At 62.9% G+C, this 18785-nt stretch carries 16 protein-coding genes; 4 read left to right on the top strand and 12 right to left on the bottom strand.

Going from position 1 to position 18785, the window contains the following annotated elements; translation table 11 throughout:
* Window positions 1–91 precede the first annotated feature (91 nt).
* Entirely contained in the window at window positions 92–310 is a 219-nt protein-coding gene (locus FQV27_RS03830) for a hypothetical protein (protein ID WP_147096468.1), read from the top strand.
* Between the two features lie 111 nt (window positions 311–421).
* Here FQV27_RS03830 and alaS read toward each other — a convergent pair whose 3' ends face one another.
* From alaS to FQV27_RS03855, 5 genes are all read right to left on the bottom strand, one after another.
* On the bottom strand, window positions 422–3076 hold the full coding sequence (alaS, locus tag FQV27_RS03835) for an alanine--tRNA ligase (RefSeq protein WP_147096469.1): 2655 nt from the start codon (window positions 3074–3076) through the stop codon (window positions 422–424).
* 90 nt (window positions 3077–3166) lie between these two features.
* Complete coding sequence (locus FQV27_RS03840; protein WP_186827206.1) at window positions 3167–3598, bottom strand: DUF4174 domain-containing protein; 432 nt, start codon at window positions 3596–3598, stop codon at window positions 3167–3169.
* Between the two features lie 62 nt (window positions 3599–3660).
* Complete coding sequence (gene glyS / locus FQV27_RS03845) at window positions 3661–5955, bottom strand: glycine--tRNA ligase subunit beta (RefSeq protein WP_147096471.1); 2295 nt, start codon at window positions 5953–5955, stop codon at window positions 3661–3663.
* 1 nt (window position 5956) lies between these two features.
* Complete coding sequence (locus FQV27_RS03850; RefSeq protein ID WP_147096472.1) at window positions 5957–6430, bottom strand: DUF6446 family protein; 474 nt, start codon at window positions 6428–6430, stop codon at window positions 5957–5959.
* Window positions 6427–7359 carry a glycine--tRNA ligase subunit alpha gene (locus FQV27_RS03855; protein ID WP_147096473.1) on the bottom strand — a complete coding sequence of 311 codons (933 nt, stop codon included), beginning with the start codon at window positions 7357–7359 and terminating at the stop codon, window positions 6427–6429. Before FQV27_RS03855 ends, FQV27_RS03850 begins: the two co-directional genes overlap by 4 nt.
* 108 nt (window positions 7360–7467) lie before the next feature.
* On the opposite strand from FQV27_RS03855, the gene FQV27_RS03860 reads away from it, so the two are divergent.
* Entirely contained in the window at window positions 7468–8904 is a 1437-nt protein-coding gene (locus FQV27_RS03860) for a peptidoglycan-binding domain-containing protein (RefSeq protein WP_147096474.1), read from the top strand.
* A 57-nt stretch (window positions 8905–8961) separates the two neighbouring features.
* Here the strand turns inward: FQV27_RS03860 and FQV27_RS03865 are convergent, their stop codons facing one another.
* The 6 genes from FQV27_RS03865 to FQV27_RS03890 all read right to left on the bottom strand — a co-directional run bounded on the left by FQV27_RS03865 (window position 8962) and on the right by FQV27_RS03890 (window position 16059).
* Complete coding sequence (locus FQV27_RS03865) at window positions 8962–10413, bottom strand: TrkH family potassium uptake protein (protein WP_147096475.1); 1452 nt, start codon at window positions 10411–10413, stop codon at window positions 8962–8964.
* A gap of 83 nt (window positions 10414–10496) precedes the next feature.
* Window positions 10497–11483: an ABC transporter ATP-binding protein gene (locus tag FQV27_RS03870; RefSeq protein WP_147096476.1), complete on the bottom strand. Its 987-nt coding sequence runs from the start codon at window positions 11481–11483 to the stop codon at window positions 10497–10499.
* Complete coding sequence (locus FQV27_RS03875; protein WP_147096477.1) at window positions 11480–12469, bottom strand: ABC transporter ATP-binding protein; 990 nt, start codon at window positions 12467–12469, stop codon at window positions 11480–11482. Before FQV27_RS03875 ends, FQV27_RS03870 begins: the two co-directional genes overlap by 4 nt.
* 3 nt (window positions 12470–12472) lie before the next feature.
* The gene (locus tag FQV27_RS03880; protein WP_147096478.1) at window positions 12473–13381 is read right to left on the bottom strand and encodes an ABC transporter permease subunit; all 909 of its coding nucleotides are present in this window, start codon (window positions 13379–13381) and stop codon (window positions 12473–12475) included.
* Window positions 13382–13384: 3 nt separating this feature from the next.
* Entirely contained in the window at window positions 13385–14392 is a 1008-nt protein-coding gene (locus tag FQV27_RS03885) for an ABC transporter permease subunit (RefSeq protein WP_147096479.1), read from the bottom strand.
* A gap of 80 nt (window positions 14393–14472) precedes the next feature.
* Window positions 14473–16059, bottom strand: a complete 1587-nt coding sequence (locus tag FQV27_RS03890; protein WP_147096480.1) for an ABC transporter substrate-binding protein — start codon at window positions 16057–16059, stop codon at window positions 14473–14475.
* A 283-nt stretch (window positions 16060–16342) separates the two neighbouring features.
* Between FQV27_RS03890 and FQV27_RS03895 the strand changes: the two genes are divergently transcribed.
* Window positions 16343–16939 (top strand): HAD family hydrolase, encoded by a 597-nt coding sequence (locus FQV27_RS03895; RefSeq protein WP_186827207.1) that lies wholly within the window; start codon window positions 16343–16345, stop codon window positions 16937–16939.
* A 129-nt stretch (window positions 16940–17068) separates the two neighbouring features.
* Here the strand turns inward: FQV27_RS03895 and FQV27_RS03900 are convergent, their stop codons facing one another.
* Entirely contained in the window at window positions 17069–18400 is a 1332-nt protein-coding gene (locus tag FQV27_RS03900; RefSeq protein ID WP_147096482.1) for a GGDEF domain-containing protein, read from the bottom strand.
* A gap of 82 nt (window positions 18401–18482) precedes the next feature.
* Between FQV27_RS03900 and FQV27_RS03905 the strand changes: the two genes are divergently transcribed.
* Window positions 18483–18746, top strand: a complete 264-nt coding sequence (locus FQV27_RS03905) for a DUF3572 family protein (protein ID WP_186827208.1) — start codon at window positions 18483–18485, stop codon at window positions 18744–18746.
* Window positions 18747–18785 lie beyond the last annotated feature (39 nt).

Below are 18785 nucleotides of genomic sequence, written 5' to 3' on the forward strand. Positions count from 1 at the left end.
CATTGCAGAGAAGCGACTGGTTAGGCCAGCAGATGTGACCTATCTTCGTGGGCATGGGAGGAAACCGTTCGTAACTCCGAAGAGGTTTCCAATGTCGGTTCAAACCACAGAATTCACCCCGTCGCTGCGCGCCCGCATTGGCGCATGGTTCATCCGTGCCGGAGAGAGCCTGTCGCGCGCGATGGAAATGCACGCCCGCGTAGATCAGATTCAGGCCCTGCAGTCGAAATCCGACGAAGAGCTGGCTAAGCTGGGCATCACCCGCGATCAGATCCCCTATCACGTGTTCCGTGACAGGGCCTGGCTGTAAGGCCTGCGCGAAAGCACCATTCAATCTGAAAACCCGCCCGAACTGTCGGGCGGGTTTTTCTTTTCCTGTTCTGTCCGCAGGACCGAAGGCGAATGACCTTCGCGCGCCCGATCAGGCCGCGCCGATCACCGCTTCGGCCGCCTCGAACGCCGCATCCGCCGCATTGAGCGAGGGCGCGCCGCCCTGCGCACGATCTGGCCTGCCGCCACCGCCCTTGCCGCCAAGCGCCGCCGTCGCCGCCTGAACCAGCGACACCGCGCTAAGCTTCTCTGTCAGGTCATTGGTCACGCCCGCCGCGACGGTTGCCTTGCCGTCGCTTTCGGCCAGAACCAGAACCGCGCCGCTGCCAAGCTGGCTTTTCATTTCATCGACAAGCGCGCCAAGATCCTTGCCCGAGACGCCTTCGACCTTGCGCCCGATGAACTTGACGCCCGCGATGTCCTTGGCTTCGGACGCGCCGCCGCCACCCATTGCAAGCTGACGCTTCAGCTGCGCGACCTCATTCGCCAGCGTCTTGCGTTCGTCGGACAGGGCCTTGACCTTGCCCACGACATCGCCCGCCTGCGCCTTCAGGATACCGGCGATTTCCGACAATTCTCGGTCAACACGGCGCAGTTCTGCCATCGCCGCCTGCCCGGTCAGCGCTTCGATCCGGCGGATACCGGCAGCGGATGCGGTTTCCGTGGTCAGCGCGAACATTCCGATATCGCCGGTCCGCGCGACATGGGTGCCGCCGCAAAGCTCCAACGAATAGGTCTGCTTGTCGCTACCCTTGCCGGACCCGTTCAGCTTGCCCATCGAGACAACGCGCACCTCGTCGCCGTATTTCTCGCCGAAAAGCGCCTGTGCACCAATGGCGCGGGCATCGTCGGGCGTCATGATCCGCGTATCGACGGGCGAGTTCTGGCGGATGAACTCGTTCACCTCGCCTTCGACCTGCGCGATTTCCTCAGCCGTCAGCGCCTTGTTGTGGCTGAAATCGAAGCGCAGCCGGTCATGTGCGTTCAGCGAGCCACGCTGCGCAACGTGATCGCCAAGCGCGCGGCGCAGCGCCTCGTGCAGCAGGTGCGTCGCCGAGTGGTTCGCACGGATATTGCTGCGATTGCTGTGATCGACCTCCAGCTTCGCGGCCTGACCACGGGTGATCTGGCCCATCGTGACTTCGCCGATATGAATAAAGACGCCGCCGGACTTCTTCGTGTCCGAGACGCGCACCATCCCGCTTTCGGTCTGGATCGTGCCGACATCGCCAACCTGACCACCGGATTCCGCGTAGAACGGGGTCTGGTTCACCACGACCTGCACCGCCTCGCCTTCCTTCGCGACCTCGATCGCCGCTCCGTCGCGGACCAGCGACAGCACCTGCCCTTCGGCGCTTTCGGTGTCATAGCCCAGAAATTCGGTCGCGCCGTGTTTCTCGCCCAGTTCGAACCAGATCGCCGCATCCTTCGTCTCGCCGCTGCCGGCCCAGGCGGCGCGGGCCTGCGCCTTCTGTTCGGCCATGGCCGCATCAAAGCCCGCCGTATCGACGTTGCGGCCCTGTTCACGCAACGCGTCCTGCGTCAGGTCCAGCGGGAAGCCGTAAGTGTCGTAAAGCTTGAATGCCGCTTCGCCCGGCAGATCAGCGCCTTCCGGCAGCTTGCCCAATTCGTCATCCAGCAAGCGCAGACCCCGGTCCAGCGTCTTGCGGAAGCGGGTTTCCTCGGACAGCAGCGATTCCTCGATCATCGACTGCGCACGGCCAAGTTCCGGATAGGCCGCGCCCATCTGCCGCACCAGCGCAGGCACCAGCTTGTGCATCACCGGGTCCTGCGCGCCCAGCATATGCACATGGCGCATCGCGCGGCGCATGATCCGGCGCAGCACATAGCCGCGCCCTTCGTTCGACGGCATCACCCCATCGGCCAGCAGGAAGCTGGTGGACCGCAGATGATCCGCGATCACCCGGTGATGGACCTTGCCCGGCCCGTCGGGATCGCTGCTGGTCGCATGGGCGGATGCCTCGATCAGCGCGCGCATCAGGTCGGTGTCGTAATTGTCGTGCTTGCCCTGCAGCAGCGCGCCGATCCGTTCCAGCCCCATGCCGGTGTCGATGGACTGCATGTCCAGATCGCGCATCGAGCCGTCTTCGAACTGCTCGTATTGCATGAAAACGAGGTTCCAGATCTCGATAAAGCGGTCGCCGTCTTCCTCGGCGCTGCCGGGGGGGCCACCCCAGATATGATCGCCGTGATCGTAAAAGATCTCGGTGCAGGGGCCGCAGGGGCCGGTCGGCCCCATGCGCCAGAAATTGTCGTCGGTCGGGATGCGGATGATGCGGTCGTCAGTCAGGCCCGCGACCTTCTTCCACAGATCCGCCGCCTCGTCATCGGTATGGTAAACCGTGACCAGCAGCTTGTCCTTCGGAATGCCGAAATCCTTGGTCAGCAGCTCCCACGCAAAGGGGATCGCTTCGGACTTGAAATAATCGCCAAAGCTGAAGTTCCCCAGCATTTCGAAGAAGGTATGATGCCGAGCGGTATATCCGACATTGTCCAGATCGTTATGCTTGCCGCCCGCGCGCACGCATTTCTGCGAGGATGTCGCACGCTGGTAATCGCCCTTCTCGACCCCGGTAAAGCGGTTCTTGAACTGCACCATGCCCGAGTTGGTAAACATCAGCGTCGGGTCGTTGCGCGGCACCAGCGGCGAAGACGCCACGGCCTCATGCCCGTTGCGCTTGAAGAAATCGAGATAGGTCGAGCGGATATCGTTAAGGCTGGGCATGCGTCATCCTGGCGGCGGGGCCGTTGATTGCTGAATTGCAGCAGATGTAATGCGCCCCGGCCCCGCTGTCCACGCCTTGCGGCGGTCCTGTCAGCCGCCGTCGCGCATCTCGCGCTGGCGCATGGGCATGGCGTCGATGATTTCGGCGAAACGCGCCATGCTGACTGGGCTTTGCGACGAAAACTTCACCCCGCCATCCTTGCCGACCAGATAGACGCCGAACCCATCGGGCGACAACTGCCCGCGCAGATCACCCTGCGCGCCCGGATCGGTATCCGTGACGATCAGCATGTCGCGGTCGGCGACGCCTTCCGCCTCATCCCGGAAAACCTTCATCTGGGCGGTGAAATCCGGGTCATCGGCGCGGTCAGCCATGACTATGACGGGCCGCGCTTCCCACCGGAAATCACCCAGATCGGTGTCGGCTGCGTTGACGGGCGCAGCTTTCGCTTGCCGCCATTCTTTCAGATCGGCTGCCATAGCGCCCCCTGCGATCAGCGCGCCAAACGCTGCGATTGCCATGAGATGTTTCATGGTCAGGGAACGTGGCAGAGGCGGCAAAAGTTGCGCCGCCCCCGGCTGTATCAGCCCTCTACCTTCGTGAAATCCGCGATCTCGCGCCCGGCGGCGCGGATGCGTGACAACAGATTCAACCGGTTGCGGCGCACGATCTGGTTGTCGGTGTTCACCTGCACGGCATCGAAAAACGCGTCGATGGGGGCGCGAAGGGCGGCGATGGCGGACATGGCGGCGGGGAAATCTTCGCTCGCCACGGCGGCCTTGATCGCCGGTTCGGCGGTGTCGAGCGCGGCGAACAGGGCGCGTTCTTCTTCCGTCTCGGCGAATTTCGGATCGGCCCCGAAGCTGTATTCGACGCCGTCCTTTTCCTCGGCCTGCGCCAGAATATTCGACGCCCGCTTGAGACCCTGCGTCAGGTTCTGCCCGTCCTCGGTCTTCAGCATATCGTTCAGCGCCGTCGCCCGGTTCACCACCAGCACCAGATCGTCATTGCCGGGCTGAGCGAGCACGGCGTCGATGATGTCATGCCGGATGCCTTGGTCACGGAGATAGACCTTCAGGCGGTCGTGGAGGAAGGAGAGGAGGTCGGAGGCCTGCCCGATACTCGCTCTCGCGCGCTCGATTTTCTCTCGCTCTTGAACGTTATCCGCATCTAGTCGCTGTTCCATTGCAGAAAGAGCCTCAACGCCAGTGCGCTCCGAAATCGAGCCGGAATCGACAGCTGATAATATAACTTGAGCAAGGCTTCTTCCCTCATTTTCGTCGCCATTTTCCTTGTCAACGATCGCGCCTTGCTCGTCTAAATGCTCAGCAAACCAGAACAAAACGCCCTTCTGGTGCATTATATGCGCCCAGAGGGAATCGCGCATGTGCCAGCGCCCCCCACTCCCCAACACCAACCGAATAACCCCCAACGCCGCCCGCCGCAGCGCAAAGGGGTCTTTTGAACCCGTGGGCTTCTCATCAATTGCCCAGAAGCCGGTCAGCGTGTCGATCTTGTCGGCGAGTGCCACGGCGACCGAAACCGGCGCGCTTGGCACATCGTCCGACGGACCCAGTGGCGAGTAGTGGTCGCGGGCAGCGTCGGCCACGGCCTCGGGTTCGCCAGCCGCAAGTGCGTAGTAACGGCCCATCACCCCCTGCAATTCGGGGAACTCGCCGACCATATCGCTGCGCAGGTCCAGCTTGGACAGTTGCGCCGCGCGCGCTGCCTGATCCGGGTCGGCACCCACGAGAGGCGCGATCTCTCGCGCCAAAGCCGCGATGCGGGCCACGCGGTCGGCTTGGCTGCCCAGCTTGTTATGGAAGGTAACGGATTTCAGCCCCTCGGCCCAATCCGACATGCCTGCCTTCGCTTCACGTAGGTCGTTTTCCCAGAAGAACAGCCCGTCCGACAGCCGCGCCGCCAGCACCCGCTGGTTGCCCGCAAGGATCATCTGGCCGTCATCGGCGGCCTCAATATTGGCGACGGTCACGTAACCTTCGATCCGGCCGGTCTTGGGATTACGGGCCGAGAAGAATTTCTGATGTTCCTTCATCGAGGTCTGCAACACCTCCGGCGGCAGGGCCAGAAAACGTTCTTCAATCGCACCCATCAAAGGCACCGGCCATTCGACCAGACCCGCGACCTCGGTCAGAAGACCCTTATCCTCGACAATCTCCCATCCCCGCGCGAAGGCGAGATTTGCGGCCTCTTGCGCAATTGCGGCCTCACGCTCTGCCGGGTCGAGCATGACCTTGGCGCGGCGCAGCTTTGCGGCGTAATCATCGAAATTCGTGACGGAAAACGCGTCCGGCGCCATGAAGCGATGGCCGCACGTGCTGTCGCCCGATTGGATACCGTCGACCTCCAGCGGCACGACCTGCGCGCCTGCCTCATCCGTCAGGATACACAGGATCGAATGCAGCGGGCGCACCCAGCGAAGCGTGCCGGAACCCCAACGCATCGACTTGGGCCAGGGGAAGTTGCGGATCGTGGTTTCCAGCACTTCGGCCACGATCTCTGCCGCCGGGCGACCGGGTTTTTCGACTACGGCGAAATAGACCTGCCCCTTCTTCTCGTCGCGAACCTCAAGCTGGTCCTTCGACAGACCCGTTGACCGCAAAAAGCCCTCCAGCGCCTTTTCCGGCGCGTCGGTGCGGGGGCCCTTGCGTTCTTCCTTGACCGCTTTCGACGCATCCGTCAGCCCATCGACCGACAGCGCCAGACGGCGCGGGGTCGAGAAGGCACCCGCAGACGCATAAGTCAGACCCGCCTCGACCAGACCGTCTGTCACCAGCTTTTTCAGATCCTCGCGGGCGCGGGCCTGCATCCGGGCGGGAATTTCCTCGGAAAAGAGTTCGATCAGCAAGTCGGGCATATCAGTCCATCACTCCGCGTTCCGGGGTTTTGTCGTTGATCTGGTGCCAGCCGAAAACGCGCCCGTCGGGATAGACGGCAAGCACGCGGTCCACATCAGGGTGGATTTCGGACTGGGCAAGCCAGGCGCCGGCAGCGCCGGATTGAAGGTCATTGCCGATCTGGTCGGCATCGAAGCAGTCGAACCAGCCGGGCGCATAGGTGGGGGCGGCGATCGGATAAGGCTCTGCCCCGTCGGGCAGCGGTGCGGTCAGCCGGGCACAGGCGCGCCAGCGGTTGGGGGCGCTGCTGCCGTCTATGGCGCGAATATCGGTCGCCTGAAGCGGCACCTCTGCGCCATTCACAACAGCGGTCAGGGCCACGCTGGCCGGGTCGATTTCATCGTAATAGGCATAGTTCTGGGCATACCAGACGCCCGCACCCGCGGCAGCGGCGGATGCGACAATGGCGATCACGGCAACCTTGCCCCAGTTCATTCCGCCGCCTGACCCAAGGGCGTCTGCATGAACAGATCGGCGCATTTCTTGGTCAGTGCGCGGACGCGGCGGATATAATCGGCGCGTTCGGTGACGGAAATCACGCCCCGCGCATCCAGCAGATTGAACAGGTGGCTGGCCTTGATCGCCTGATCGTAAGCCGGCTGTGCCATGAGGATATTACGGCCCGCGCCGTCCGCCTCGGACGCGCTCACGATGCGTTCGCATTCCGCCTCGGCATCCTTGAAGTGCTGGAACAGCATATCGGTATCGGCAATGTCGAAATTCCACCGGCTGTATTCGCGTTCTGCCTGCATGAAGATGTCGCCGTAAGTCAGCGGAATGGGGCTGTCGGGATCATTAAAAGGCATGTCCATCACATGCTCGACCCCCAGCACATACATCGCCAGCCGTTCCAGACCGTAAGTCAGCTCGCCCGAGACAGGGTGGCAGTCATAGCCCGCGACCTGCTGGAAATAGGTGAACTGGCTGACCTCCATCCCGTCGCACCAGACCTCCCATCCCAAGCCCCATGCGCCAAGCGTCGGGCTTTCCCAGTCGTCTTCGACGAAGCGCACATCATGGGCCATCGGGTCCAGACCGATGGCGCGCAGGCTGTCGAGATACAGTTCCTGCAAGTCCGGGGGCGAGGGTTTGATGATGACCTGATACTGATAATAATGCTGCAGCCGGTTCGGGTTTTCACCATAACGCCCGTCGGTCGGGCGGCGCGAGGGCTGGACATAAGCCGCAGCCCAGGGGCGCGGCCCCAGCGAACGCAGGGTTGTCGCGGGGTGAAAGGTGCCCGCGCCGACCTCCATATCGTAGGGTTGCAGGATCGCGCAGCCGGATTTCGCCCAGTGATTTTGAAGCCGCAGGATCACATCCTGGAAACAACGCGGCTTCTCATGGCTGCTGGGGCTGGTCATCGGGGCATCCTTTTTCGTATGTCTGCCTGAATACGCGCGTGTTCATAGGCGCGGCGCGGGCCATGGTCAATCGGACCCGCGCAGAGGCAAAGATCGAGGAACAGGAAAATGATCAAGCGAACCGCAATCCTGCTGATGACCGCAGCCCTGCCCGGCCTGGCTTCGGCCGAGGATGTGTTCATCCGCATCGAAGCGAAGCGCGGCACTGACGAAGCGCTTGCGGCGGCGGCGCAGTGGCAGCAGCGCGTCGGCGACCTGCCTGCAGTCATCTTCCCGCTTGGCGCGACATGGACGGGGATCGGCCTTGGTCCGCTGCCGCGCGAAGATGCCGAGGCACGCATGACCGCGCTGAAGACTGCGCGCACGATCCCCGCCGACAGCCTGCTGACGCCTGCAGCCGAGGTTCAGGCAACGCCGCTCGCGCCGGGCAGTGCCGATCAGACCGCGACGGGCAGCGCGGATAGCGCCCCGGATGCTGCGGCCTCGTCTACCGCGGGGATCACCCCACCGGACCCGATCGACGTGGCGCCAGCGGGACCGGATCACTTCATCCGGCTTGAAGCGTTTCAGAACCGGGCAGAGGCCGATACGGCGCTTGCGAAATGGCGAGAGACGGTGCCAGAGGCCGGGTTGTGGCAGATGCCCAACGGCTGGTTCGGCGTGGCTGTCGGGCCGCTTGATGAAGCCGCCGCGAACCAGTGGCTTGGCGCGCTGAAAGCTGGCGGTGCGATCCCGGAGGACAGTCTGATCGCGACCGGGTCAGAGATGGGAACCAGCGCCGTGTCCGGCACCGTGCCTGAATGGCCGGCAAATCCCGAGAAGCTTCCCGAGATGCCGCCCCTCGCAGAGGTTCAGGACCTGCTGAAATGGGCAGGCTTTTACGAGGGCGAGATCGACGGACAATCCGGCCCGCAGACCCGTGCTGCCATCGCGGCGGCGGTCGCCTCGCAGCGCGAAGCCGCCGATACGGCGCTCGCGCTGTTGAAGCTGGAGGAGAGCCGCACCGCATGGCGCAACGAGATGGGTCTTTCGACGCTGGAGGATGATTATACCGGCCTTTCGCTGCTGGCCCCGATGACCCGGCTTCAGCATGACCGGAACGAGCGCGCGCTGTCGATCTATGGACCTGCCGATAACTCGGGCGCCGCAATGATCCTGTTTTCAGCGCCGGGTGGACAACAGGAAATGCTGGACATGACGGGTCTTGTGACCGCGCTTGGCTGGGTTCCCGCCCCGGTGCGCGACATCCGCAAGGGCGCGGCGACGCTGACCGGGCGCAACGATACCCATATCGGACGGGCCGAGGCGCGCGTCGCGGAAGGTCAGGTGGAAGGCTGGGTGCTGATCTGGCCGGTCGAGGACGAAGCCAATGCCCCGCGCATCGCCTCGGAGATCGAAAAGAGCTTTACCCGCGCCATGCCGACCAAGTCCGAACGTGATGCAGAGGCCGCCGCGAACGCACCCATGGACGAGACGCCGGCACCCGATGCGGCAACGGACGCGGCACCTGCCACGGTGCCGGCGCAGACCCCGGCGTCGAACTGAAACGACAGCAGGCGCAGACCTGCAACGGCAACGGACGGACCTGTTCCGTCCGGGCCGCTAGCCGCGCCAGAACCGTGGCAGCAACAGAACGAAAACGCTGACCAGTTCCAGCCGGCCGAGATACATGCCTAGGGTCATCAGCCACTTCGCCGTCTCTGGAAACTGCTCGATGCTGCCATTCGACGTGATTTCCGGCCCCCAGACCGGGCCGACATTGGCAATTGCTGTCCACGCCCCGGTCAGCGCGGTCTTGGGATGCAGGCCCGTCAACGCCAGTCCGACGATCAGCAGGCCGAATGTCAGCATGAACATGGTGAAGAACGCCATGACAGAGTTGATGACATCCTGATCGAGCCGTTTGCCCGCCAGACGCAGCGGATAAAGCCGGTGCGGCGACTGCATCCGCTTGATTTGTGCATGAACGGCCTCGAACAGGACCTGATAGCGGAAGATCTTGATCGAGCAGCCCGTCGATCCCGTGCAGCCACCGATCAGCGCAACGCAGAACAGGATCGCGAAAGGCAGATGGCCCCATTCCAGCACATTGGTCGAGGCAAAGCCGGTGCCTGAGAAAACGGTGATGACGTTGAACGTCGTCTCTCGGATCACGTCCCAGGGATGCGCGGTCTGGTGAATATAAAGCAGCCGGTAGATGACGATGATCCCGACACTGTAGAAGATCCAGCGCAGATAGGTGCGTATCTGTGTATCGCGCCAGATCGGTCCGACATCCCCGCGCACCGCCTGGATCATCCGCACGAAGGGGATCGAGGCCAGGACCATGAACAGCGTCGAAACCCATTCCGCCGGTCCGATGTAAACCCCGAAACTGGCATCATAGTTAGAAAACCCGCCCGTCGAACAGGTGGTCAGCGCGTGCAGAACGGCATCAAAGAAGGTCATGCCGGCCGCGAAATACATCAGCGTGCAGGCGACGGTGATGCCCAGATAGATCCAGGTCATCTCTGCCGCGATCTGGCCCGCGCGCGGCAGAACCTTGCCAAGCGTGTCAAACCCTTCGGACCGGAAGAACTGCATCCCGCCGACCTTCATGACCGGCAGAAAGACCATCGCCACCACGACGATCCCGAGCCCGCCTGACCATTGCAGGATCGCGCGCCACATATTCACGCCGGGTGGCAGGCTGTCCAGTTGCGGAATGACCGTCGTGCCGGTCGTTGTCAGGCCCGACATCGCCTCGAAAAAGGCATCCGTAAAGCTGAGATTCGGTGCACCGAGCATCATCGGCACCGCCCCGATCACCGGCAGAACCAGCCACAGGCCGGATGTCAGCAGAAAGCTCTGCTCGATCGTCAGGCTTCGGCTGGACGAGGATGTTGCGGCCACCACCAGCGCCGAGATGAGGACGACCAGCACCATGGACTGCGCCATCAGCACCCAGTTCGGATTGCCCGCGGCATAGTCAATAAGCGTCGGGAAAATCATCATCGACCCCAGGGCGACGCTGATCCTGCCGATGGTATGGGCGACGGGGCGGATATCGATCATGGCTACTGATTGCCGTGACGGCTGGCAGGCGTCAAGCGGCGGTCACGCGGGCCGGGGCGGAACGCGCCCCGGATGCATGATCGTCACGCTGCGACCTCTTCATCGTCGGGCACGGGGTTATGGCATGCGAAGCAGTGACCATGCCCCTGCAGTGGCGGCTCGACCTTGGTGCAGATTTCCAGCCGACGCCAGCAGCGCGGGTTGAACGAACAGCCTTCGGGCTTGTTCATCGGCGAAGGCAGTTCGCCCGTCAGCTTGATCCGTTCCTTCCGCTCGGCAGGGTCAGCAACCGGCGTCGCGGACAGCAGCGCCTTGGTATAGGGATGGCGCGGCTGATCGAAGATCACGTCTTTCGGGCCGATCTCGACTGGCTGGCCCAGATACAGGACCAGCACCTCGTCCGCGATGTGGCGCACAACCGAAAGGTCGTGGCTGATGAACAGATAGGCCAGATCCAGCCGTTCCTGCAGGTCCATCAGCAGGTTCAGAACCTGGCTCTGGATCGACAGATCCAGCGCCGAGACGGGTTCGTCCAGCACCAGAATCTTCGGCTCCAGCATCAGCGCGCGGGCGACCGCGACACGTTGGCGCTGCCCGCCCGAAAACATATGCGGATAGCGGTCGAAATGTTCGGGACGCAGCCCGACCATGGTCAGCATCTCGCGCGCGCGGCGGGTCCGTTCGTCCGCCTTGATATCGGGCCGGTTCAGCAGCAACGGCTCCATCAGGGTCTGACCGATGGTCTGGCGCGGGTTCAGGCTGCCGTAAGGGTCCTGAAAGACGATCTGGACCATGGAACGCAGCTTGCGGTCGCCCGCGGCACCGTCCGGGCCGATCTCGCGCCCGCCGATGACCAGTTGGCCTTCGGTCGGGGGCTCGATCATGGTCACGACACGGGCCAGCGTCGATTTGCCGGACCCCGATTCGCCCACGACAGCCAGCGTCTTGCCGGGTGTCAGGCTGAAGCTTGCCCCATCCAGTGCGCGGACGATGGCATTGGGCTTCATGAAGCCGCCCTTCACCTCGTAATGGCGTTTCAGATCGGTGGCGATAAGGATCGGATCGCTCATGCTGCGGTCTCCTTCCCGGTGGGCTGACCGTCGATCAGCGGATAATGGCACAGCGCATAGCCAAGGTCGCGCCCGGCAGGCGTCGGACGTTCAGCAATGCAACGCGCATCAGCGAATTTGCAGCGCGGCGAGAACAGGCAGCCTTGCGGGCGGTCGAACTGACCGGGCACCACGCCCGGAATGGTCGGCAGCCGCTTTTCGATCGCGCGTTCCGGAAGCGCCGCGAGAAGCGCGGCGGTATAGGGATGGTGCGGATTTTCGAAAAGCCCGTCCACCTCCTGCAACTCGACCCGCTGGCCTGCATATTGCACCTGCACCCGCTGCACGGTTTCGGCCACGACACCCATGTCATGGGTAATCAGCACCAGCGCCATCCCGGTTTCCTGCTGCAACCCGGTCAGCAGTTCCAGGATTTGCGCCTGAATGGTCACATCCAGCGCCGTGGTAGGTTCGTCCGCGATCAGCAGCTTGGGCTTGTTTGCCAGCGCCATTGCGATCATGGCGCGCTGGCTCATCCCGCCGGAAAGCTGGTGCGGATAGGCCTGCAGGCGCTTTTCGGGCGCGGGAATGCCGACCTGCTGCATCAGTTCGACCGCGCGGTCCTGCCGCTGCGAACGCGACATATTGGTGTGCTTGCGCAAGGATTCCTTGATCTGCCAGCCGATGGTGAAGGCCGGGTTCAGCGACGACATCGGTTCCTGAAAGATCATCGAGATATCCTTGCCGATGATCCGCCGCCGCTGCCGGCCAGAGATCTTGCGCAGATCGTGGCCGTCGAATTCCAGCTTGTCGGCGGTGACCGTCGCGGTCCAGGGCAGAAGGCCCATCAGCGCCAGCATCGACACCGACTTGCCAGACCCGGATTCGCCCACGATCGCCAGCAATTCGCCCTGATCGACGGTGACATCGACCCCGTCCACCGCCCGGAACTTGCCCGAGGCAGTGGCGAAATCGACGCTGAGGTTACGGATTTCCAGAAGTGACATGGCTCAGCTCCGCTTCAGTTTCGGGTCGAGCGCGTCGCGCAGACCGTCGCCCATCAGGTTGATGGCCAGAACGGTGATCAGGATGCACAGGCCGGGGAAGGTCACCACCCACCAGGCGCGCAGAATGAATTCACGCGCCTCGGCCAGCATGGTGCCCCATTCGGGCGTCGGCGGCTGCGCGCCCATGCCAAGAAAGCCCAGTGCCGCCGTATCGAGGATGGCGGTCGAAAAGGACAGCGCCGCCTGCACGATGATCGGCGCCAGACAGTTCGGCAGCACGGTGCGGAACATGATCCGCAGCGGTCTGCCCCCGGCGACACGGGCGGCAGTGACGTAATCCTTGGACTTTTCGGTCAGGACCGCCGCGCGGGTCAGGCGCACGAAATGCGGCTGCAGCACGACGGCGATGGCAATCATCGCGTTAATCAGGCTTGGCCCCAGAATGGCGACCAGCACCAGTGCCAGAAGCAGGCTGGGGAAGGACAGGATGATGTCCATCAGCCGCATGATCAGCGTGTCCAGCCAATTCGGCGCAAAACCCGCGATCACCCCGATCAGCACCCCGCAGAACGAGGCGAGCGTGACGACCAGAAGGCCGATGAAGAAGGAAAACCTCGCGCCATAGATCAGCCGCGACAGCAGATCACGGCCAAGCGCGTCGGTGCCGAGCAGATATTTCGTCGATCCGCCCTCTTGCCAGAAAGGCGGCACCAGCAGGGCGCTGCGGTCCTGCGCGTCAAAGGAATAGGGCGCGAGAAGCGGCGCAAAGGCCGCGATCAGCAGGAAGGCGAGGAAAACGAACAGGCCGATGACGGCACCGCGGTTTTCCTTGAACGAGGACCAGAATTCCTTGAACCGCGACGGGGGTCGCAGGTTCGGGGTGCTGGCGGTCTGGCTGGCTGCATCTGTCATGTCTCAGCCCTTTCGGATCTTGGGGTTGATCAGCCCGTAAAGGACATCGACGATCAGGTTCACGATCATCACGACAAGCGCGATCAGCAAAAGCCCGCCCTGGACGACCTGATAGTCTCGGCGGAAGATGGAATCGACCATCCACTTGCCGATGCCCGGCCACGAGAAAATCGTCTCGGTCAGGATCGCGCCGGCCAGCAGCGTGCCGACCGACAGGCCGATCACGGTGATGACCGGGATCAGTGCGTTACGCAGGGCATGGACACCGTTGACGCGCATGGGCGACATGCCCTTGGCGCGGGCGGTGCGGACATAATCCTCGCCCAGAACCTCCAGCATCGCCGAACGGGTCTGGCGCGCGATCACGGCCAGCGGGATCGTCGCCAGCGCAACCGTTGGCAGGATCAGATGCGACACGGCAGACCGGAAGGCGCCCGACTGCCCCGACAAAAGACTGTCGATCAGCATGAATCCGGTCGGGGTGTCGAAGAAATACTGCAGCCCGATGCGGCCCGAAACCGGGGTCCAGCCAAGCGTGCCGGAAAACACGATGATCAGCAGCAGCGCCCACCAGAAGATCGGCATCGAATAGCCGACAAGGGCGGACGACATCAGCGCCTGATCGAAGAACTTGCCGCGATTTACGGCGGCGATGACGCCTGCCGGAATGCCGATCAACGTGGCAAGGATAATCGCGCAAAGCGCAAGCTCGACCGTGGCCGGAAACAGGGTCAGGAATTCATCCAGAACCGGGCGCTTGGTTGAAAACGAGATGCCGAGATCGCCCTGGAAGATGCCCGCGACGTAATCGAGATACTGCTTCCACATCGGCTGATCGAAACCGAATTGCTGGCGCAACTGTTCATAGCGCTCGGGGCTGACGCCGCGTTCGCCGGCCAGCAGCAGAATGGGGTCGCCCGGCAACAGGCGAATGAAGGCAAAGGCGATGATCGTCACCCCGATGAAGGTCGGGATGAAGGTCGCCAATCGACGAATGAGAAAGCTCAGCATCGGAATGTCCCGGGCTTGGCGAAATAAAGGAAACGGCCGGGCAGCGCATCGCCGCCCGGCCGCAAAGCTTCATGAAAAGCTTATTCGGTCAGGCTGACGCCGTAGAAAACGTGGCCCCCGAACGGGTCGATCTTGTAGCCCTGCACCTTGGTGCTGATCGGCTCGTTCACGACGGAATGGGCGATGGTGGCCCAGGGCGCCTGTTCCTTGAAGACGACCTGCGCCTGTTCATACAGCTTCGTCCGTTCGGCCTGATCGGATTCGACCTTGGCGTCCTGGATCAGCTTGTTGAAATCCTCGTTGCACCACTGCGCGCGGTTGGCGTCGCCGACACCGTCACAGCCCAGCAGAACGGCCAGGAAGTTGTCCGGGTCGCCATTGTCGCCGGTCCAGCCGAGCAGAACCGCGCCATCGCGGTCTTCGGCTTTCGAACGTTCGAGGTATTCGCCCCATTCGTAGGACACGATTTCGACATTTACGCCGACTTTGGCGAAGTCGGCCTGGATCATTTCAGCCATGCGGCGCGCGTTCGGGTTATAGGGACGCTGCACCGGCATCGCCCAGACCTTCATCGACAGATCCGTGACGCCAGCCGCTTCAAGCGCGGCCTTCGCGGCTTCGGGGTCATAGGGGTCGTCAACGATGGCGTCGTTATAGGACCACATGGTCGGCGGGATCGGGTTCTTCGCGACGCTGCCCGCGCCCTGGAAGATGCCGTCAACGATGGCCTGCTTGTCCATGGCCATGTTCAGCGCCTTGCGCACCTCTGGGTTGTCGAAGGGCGCAACCTTGGTGTTATAGGCCAGATAGCCGACGTTCAGACCTTCGCGGCTGACGACGTTGATGTTTTCATCCGCCTTCATCGCTTCCAGATCAGCCGGGTTCGGATAGGGCATCACGTGGCATTCGCCCGCTTTCAGCTTCTGATAACGGACCGAGGCGTCGGGCGTGATCGCGAAAATCAGGTTCTCGATCGCCGCCGGCTCGCGCCAGTAATCGTCGTTGCGGGCGTAACGGATCACCGCGTCTTTCTGATAGGCCGTGAACTTGAACGGGCCGGTGCCGATAGGCTGCTGGTTCAGCATTTCGGGCGTGCCAGCGGCGATCAGCTGATCGGCATATTCCTTCGACAGGATCGACGCGAACGACATTGCGAGGTTCGCCAGCATCGGTGCTTCGGGCCGCGTCAGCACGAATTTCACCGTCAGGTCGTCTACCTTCTCGATCGAGCTGATCAGGTCAGGCATCGACATCGAGTTGTAATATTCATAGCTCGAAGCCGGGGTCATCGAGTGGTATTCGCCTTCGGCATCGCCCTGACGCTGGAAGCTGAAGATCACGTCGTCCGCATTCAGGTCACGGGTCGGGGTGAAATAATCGGTGCTGTGGAACTTCACGCCGGGACGCAGGTGGAACGTATATTCCAGACCGTCATCGCTGATGTCCCAGCTTTCGGCCAGACCCGGCTCGATCTCTGTCTCGCCATGCTTGAAATGCACAAGGCGGTCATAAATGTTGCGTGCAGAGGCGTCGAAGGTCGTGCCAGAGGTATAAAGCGCCGGATCGAAGCCTTCGGGCGACCCTTCCGAGCAATAGACGAGGTTCGCGGCCGAGGCAGCCGAACCCAGCAGCATCGCGGAAACGCTGATTGCGAGGAATTTTTTCATTTGGTTCTCCTGTTGGACGATGGCCCGCGTGGGCGCGGGTCCGTTCATTGCGGTAAGTTGCCCCAAAGCATGACGAATATGCAAGCAACTTGGTGCGCAAATTGAAGGCAGACGGCAGCCCCGATGCCGGCTCGCCCACCCTCCGTCGGCGCGCTCGCGCCTGTTGTCCTGCGCCTGCCGTCGCCATATGAACAGGTCCGCGCCTCTGGCGAAGTGACAAGGTCTTGCGAGCGTCCGCGCGGCAGGCGGCATGTCGCGAATTCCACTGTGTTGAGGAGTCATGATGAAGGCGATCGTGTTTGATATCGGCAATGTGCTGATCCGCTGGGACCCCGTCCCGCCCTTCATACCCGCACTCGGCACCGAAACCGCCGTGCGGGACTTTCTGGACCGTATCGACTTTGACGGGCGCAACCTGCGCGCTGATGCCGGTGCCAGCTTCGCGGATCTGGCTGCAGAACTGGACGACGCATCAGACCGGCGAACGCTTGGGCTGTATCTGAAGAATTTCGCGTCCAGCCTTGTCGAGCCGATCGAGGGAAGCTGGGCGCTGATGAGCCGGCTTCGCGATCGTGGGCTGCAGATCCACGCGATTACCAACTGGTCGGCCGAAACCTGGCCGATCGGCGTTCGCGCCCACCCGAGGCTGGGTGATGCTTTCGGAACGGTCATCGTGTCGGGCGAGGAAAAATTGCTGAAGCCCGATCCCGAGATTTTCCGGGTCTTCTTCACGAGGAGCGGACTCGATCCGCGGGATTGCCTGTTCATCGACGACAAGCCCGAGAACTGCGCCGCAGCGGAAAGCGTGGGTATGCAGTCCGTCCATTTCACCGATCCTGAGGCGCTTGAAGCCGCGCTTCAGCGTCAAGGGCTTCTTTGATCCGAGAGCGCGTTAAGCGCCAGCGGTGGGGGAACATGTGAACGGTTGTGAAGCGGCCGGTCGGCCAGCGGGTTAGGCCCGCCCGATGTCTGATAGAACTGCGCCCCGGTCGCGCCGGCGGGTGGTTGGCTATGCCGCATGCGGCTCTCGCGAGAGCATCACCAGATTGCGTCCCGCGCCCTTCGCCGACAGCAGTGCTGCGTCCGCATTGCGCAGCACCTGATCGGTGGAATGCCGTGCGCCATACCGGCTTTCACTGACTGCCACGCCGATCGAGACAGATACACCCAGATCGACGACGCCACGAAGTCCGCGTGCGCTGATCCTGAGGCTCGCGAGCGCGTGGCGCAGCCGTTCTGCCAGTGAAACCGCCCTTGTTTCATCGGCATGCGGAAGCAGGATCAGAAACTCCTCGCCCCCGTAGCGGGCGACCTGTCCTTCCGCGCCGATCAGATCGGTCAGCCGGTTCGCAACTGCACCGAGAACGTCGTCCCCGGCCTCGTGACCATGGGTATCGTTGATGGACTTGAAACGGTCGATATCGACCATCAGCAAGGAAAAGCCTTCGCGCGTCCGGGCCGCGGCATTGATGTCGAGGCTGATGCGGCGCCTGTTTGAAAGGCCCGTCAGCGGGTCAACCGCCGCCAGGCGCTGCGCCAGCTTTGCCTCGGTCTGGCGGCGTTCAGCGTCTATGCCGCGCCTGAGCAGCCAGTTCAGCCGCGCCGTCAATTCGCCGCGCCGCTCCAGCTTGGCAAGCGTCGATGGCAGAACCTCGCTCGCCCCCATATCCAGCGCCTGCGCCTCCTCCTCGGGGGTGTGCCTGCGCTGCACAAGCGCCAGCGCCGCGCCGCGGGCATCGGCGGCAAAGCGTGTCCGAAGATCGGCAAGTTGCTGCAGGCCGCCGCCCGACGCGCCAGCATCGACCAGCAGAACGGCGACACTGTCCGGAATACGTCCATAGGCGGCCTGCGGGGAAAGGATATGCAGGCGACGCCCTGTCGCCTCTGCCACGCCCTGCCGCCATTCCGATGACAGCGCGGCCTCATCCGTAACGAGTGCAATCTGGTCAGCGCTGTCGAACATGTTCGCCGCCTCGGCAAAGCCGGATGCCATTTCGACGGGCTGGGCAAGCCAGCTGCGCAGCCTGGCACGCAGCACCGCATCAGGCGCATATGGATCAAGCACGTGATCCACACCCGCCCGGAACGCCGCCGCGCGCTGCGCGCCATCGCAGATCGCGATGAGCGGCACGCCGGTGCGCGGACGCAACCGCGCGATTGCGGCGCCAAGGCCCCTGGCATCAGGATCGCGAATCAGAATCGCATCGACGCCATCAACCTGAGGCATCGCCTCCGCCAGGTCGCTTGCAGTGATAACCTGATGATTCGCCGCAACGAGCCGCGCTTTCATCGTGAAACGCGAGGTCACATCGCCATCCACTACTAGCAATCGTCCCAGCATCTTGTCCTTGCCCCGAACTTCCCGTCCCGGCAAGTTCGCAGCAAAACGTTAACAAAACCTTTCGTGAATGGCGAAATCCATGATGAGCAAACAAACCGCCCATGACATCGCAGACCGCCTGCTTCTGCACATCCTCGCTGACGAGGAACTGCTGAGCAGCCTTCTCGGCCGGTCGGGACTGAATCCCTCGCAACTCGCAGAGGTCGTCAACGGGCCGGGAATCCACGAATTCGTCCTTGAATTCGTGTCGGAAAGCGATGACCGCGTTATGGCCTGCGCCGACGCGATAGGGGCGCGACCCGACGATATCGCGCTGGCATCCCGCATGCTTTCACGCCGCGATTGACGCTATCTTAACACTCCGCTGCTAGGGCTTCCGCAACGG

Source organism: Paracoccus aurantiacus, assembly GCF_007993065.1.
In the GTDB taxonomy this organism is placed as follows: Bacteria; Pseudomonadota; Alphaproteobacteria; order Rhodobacterales; family Rhodobacteraceae; genus Paracoccus; species Paracoccus aurantiacus.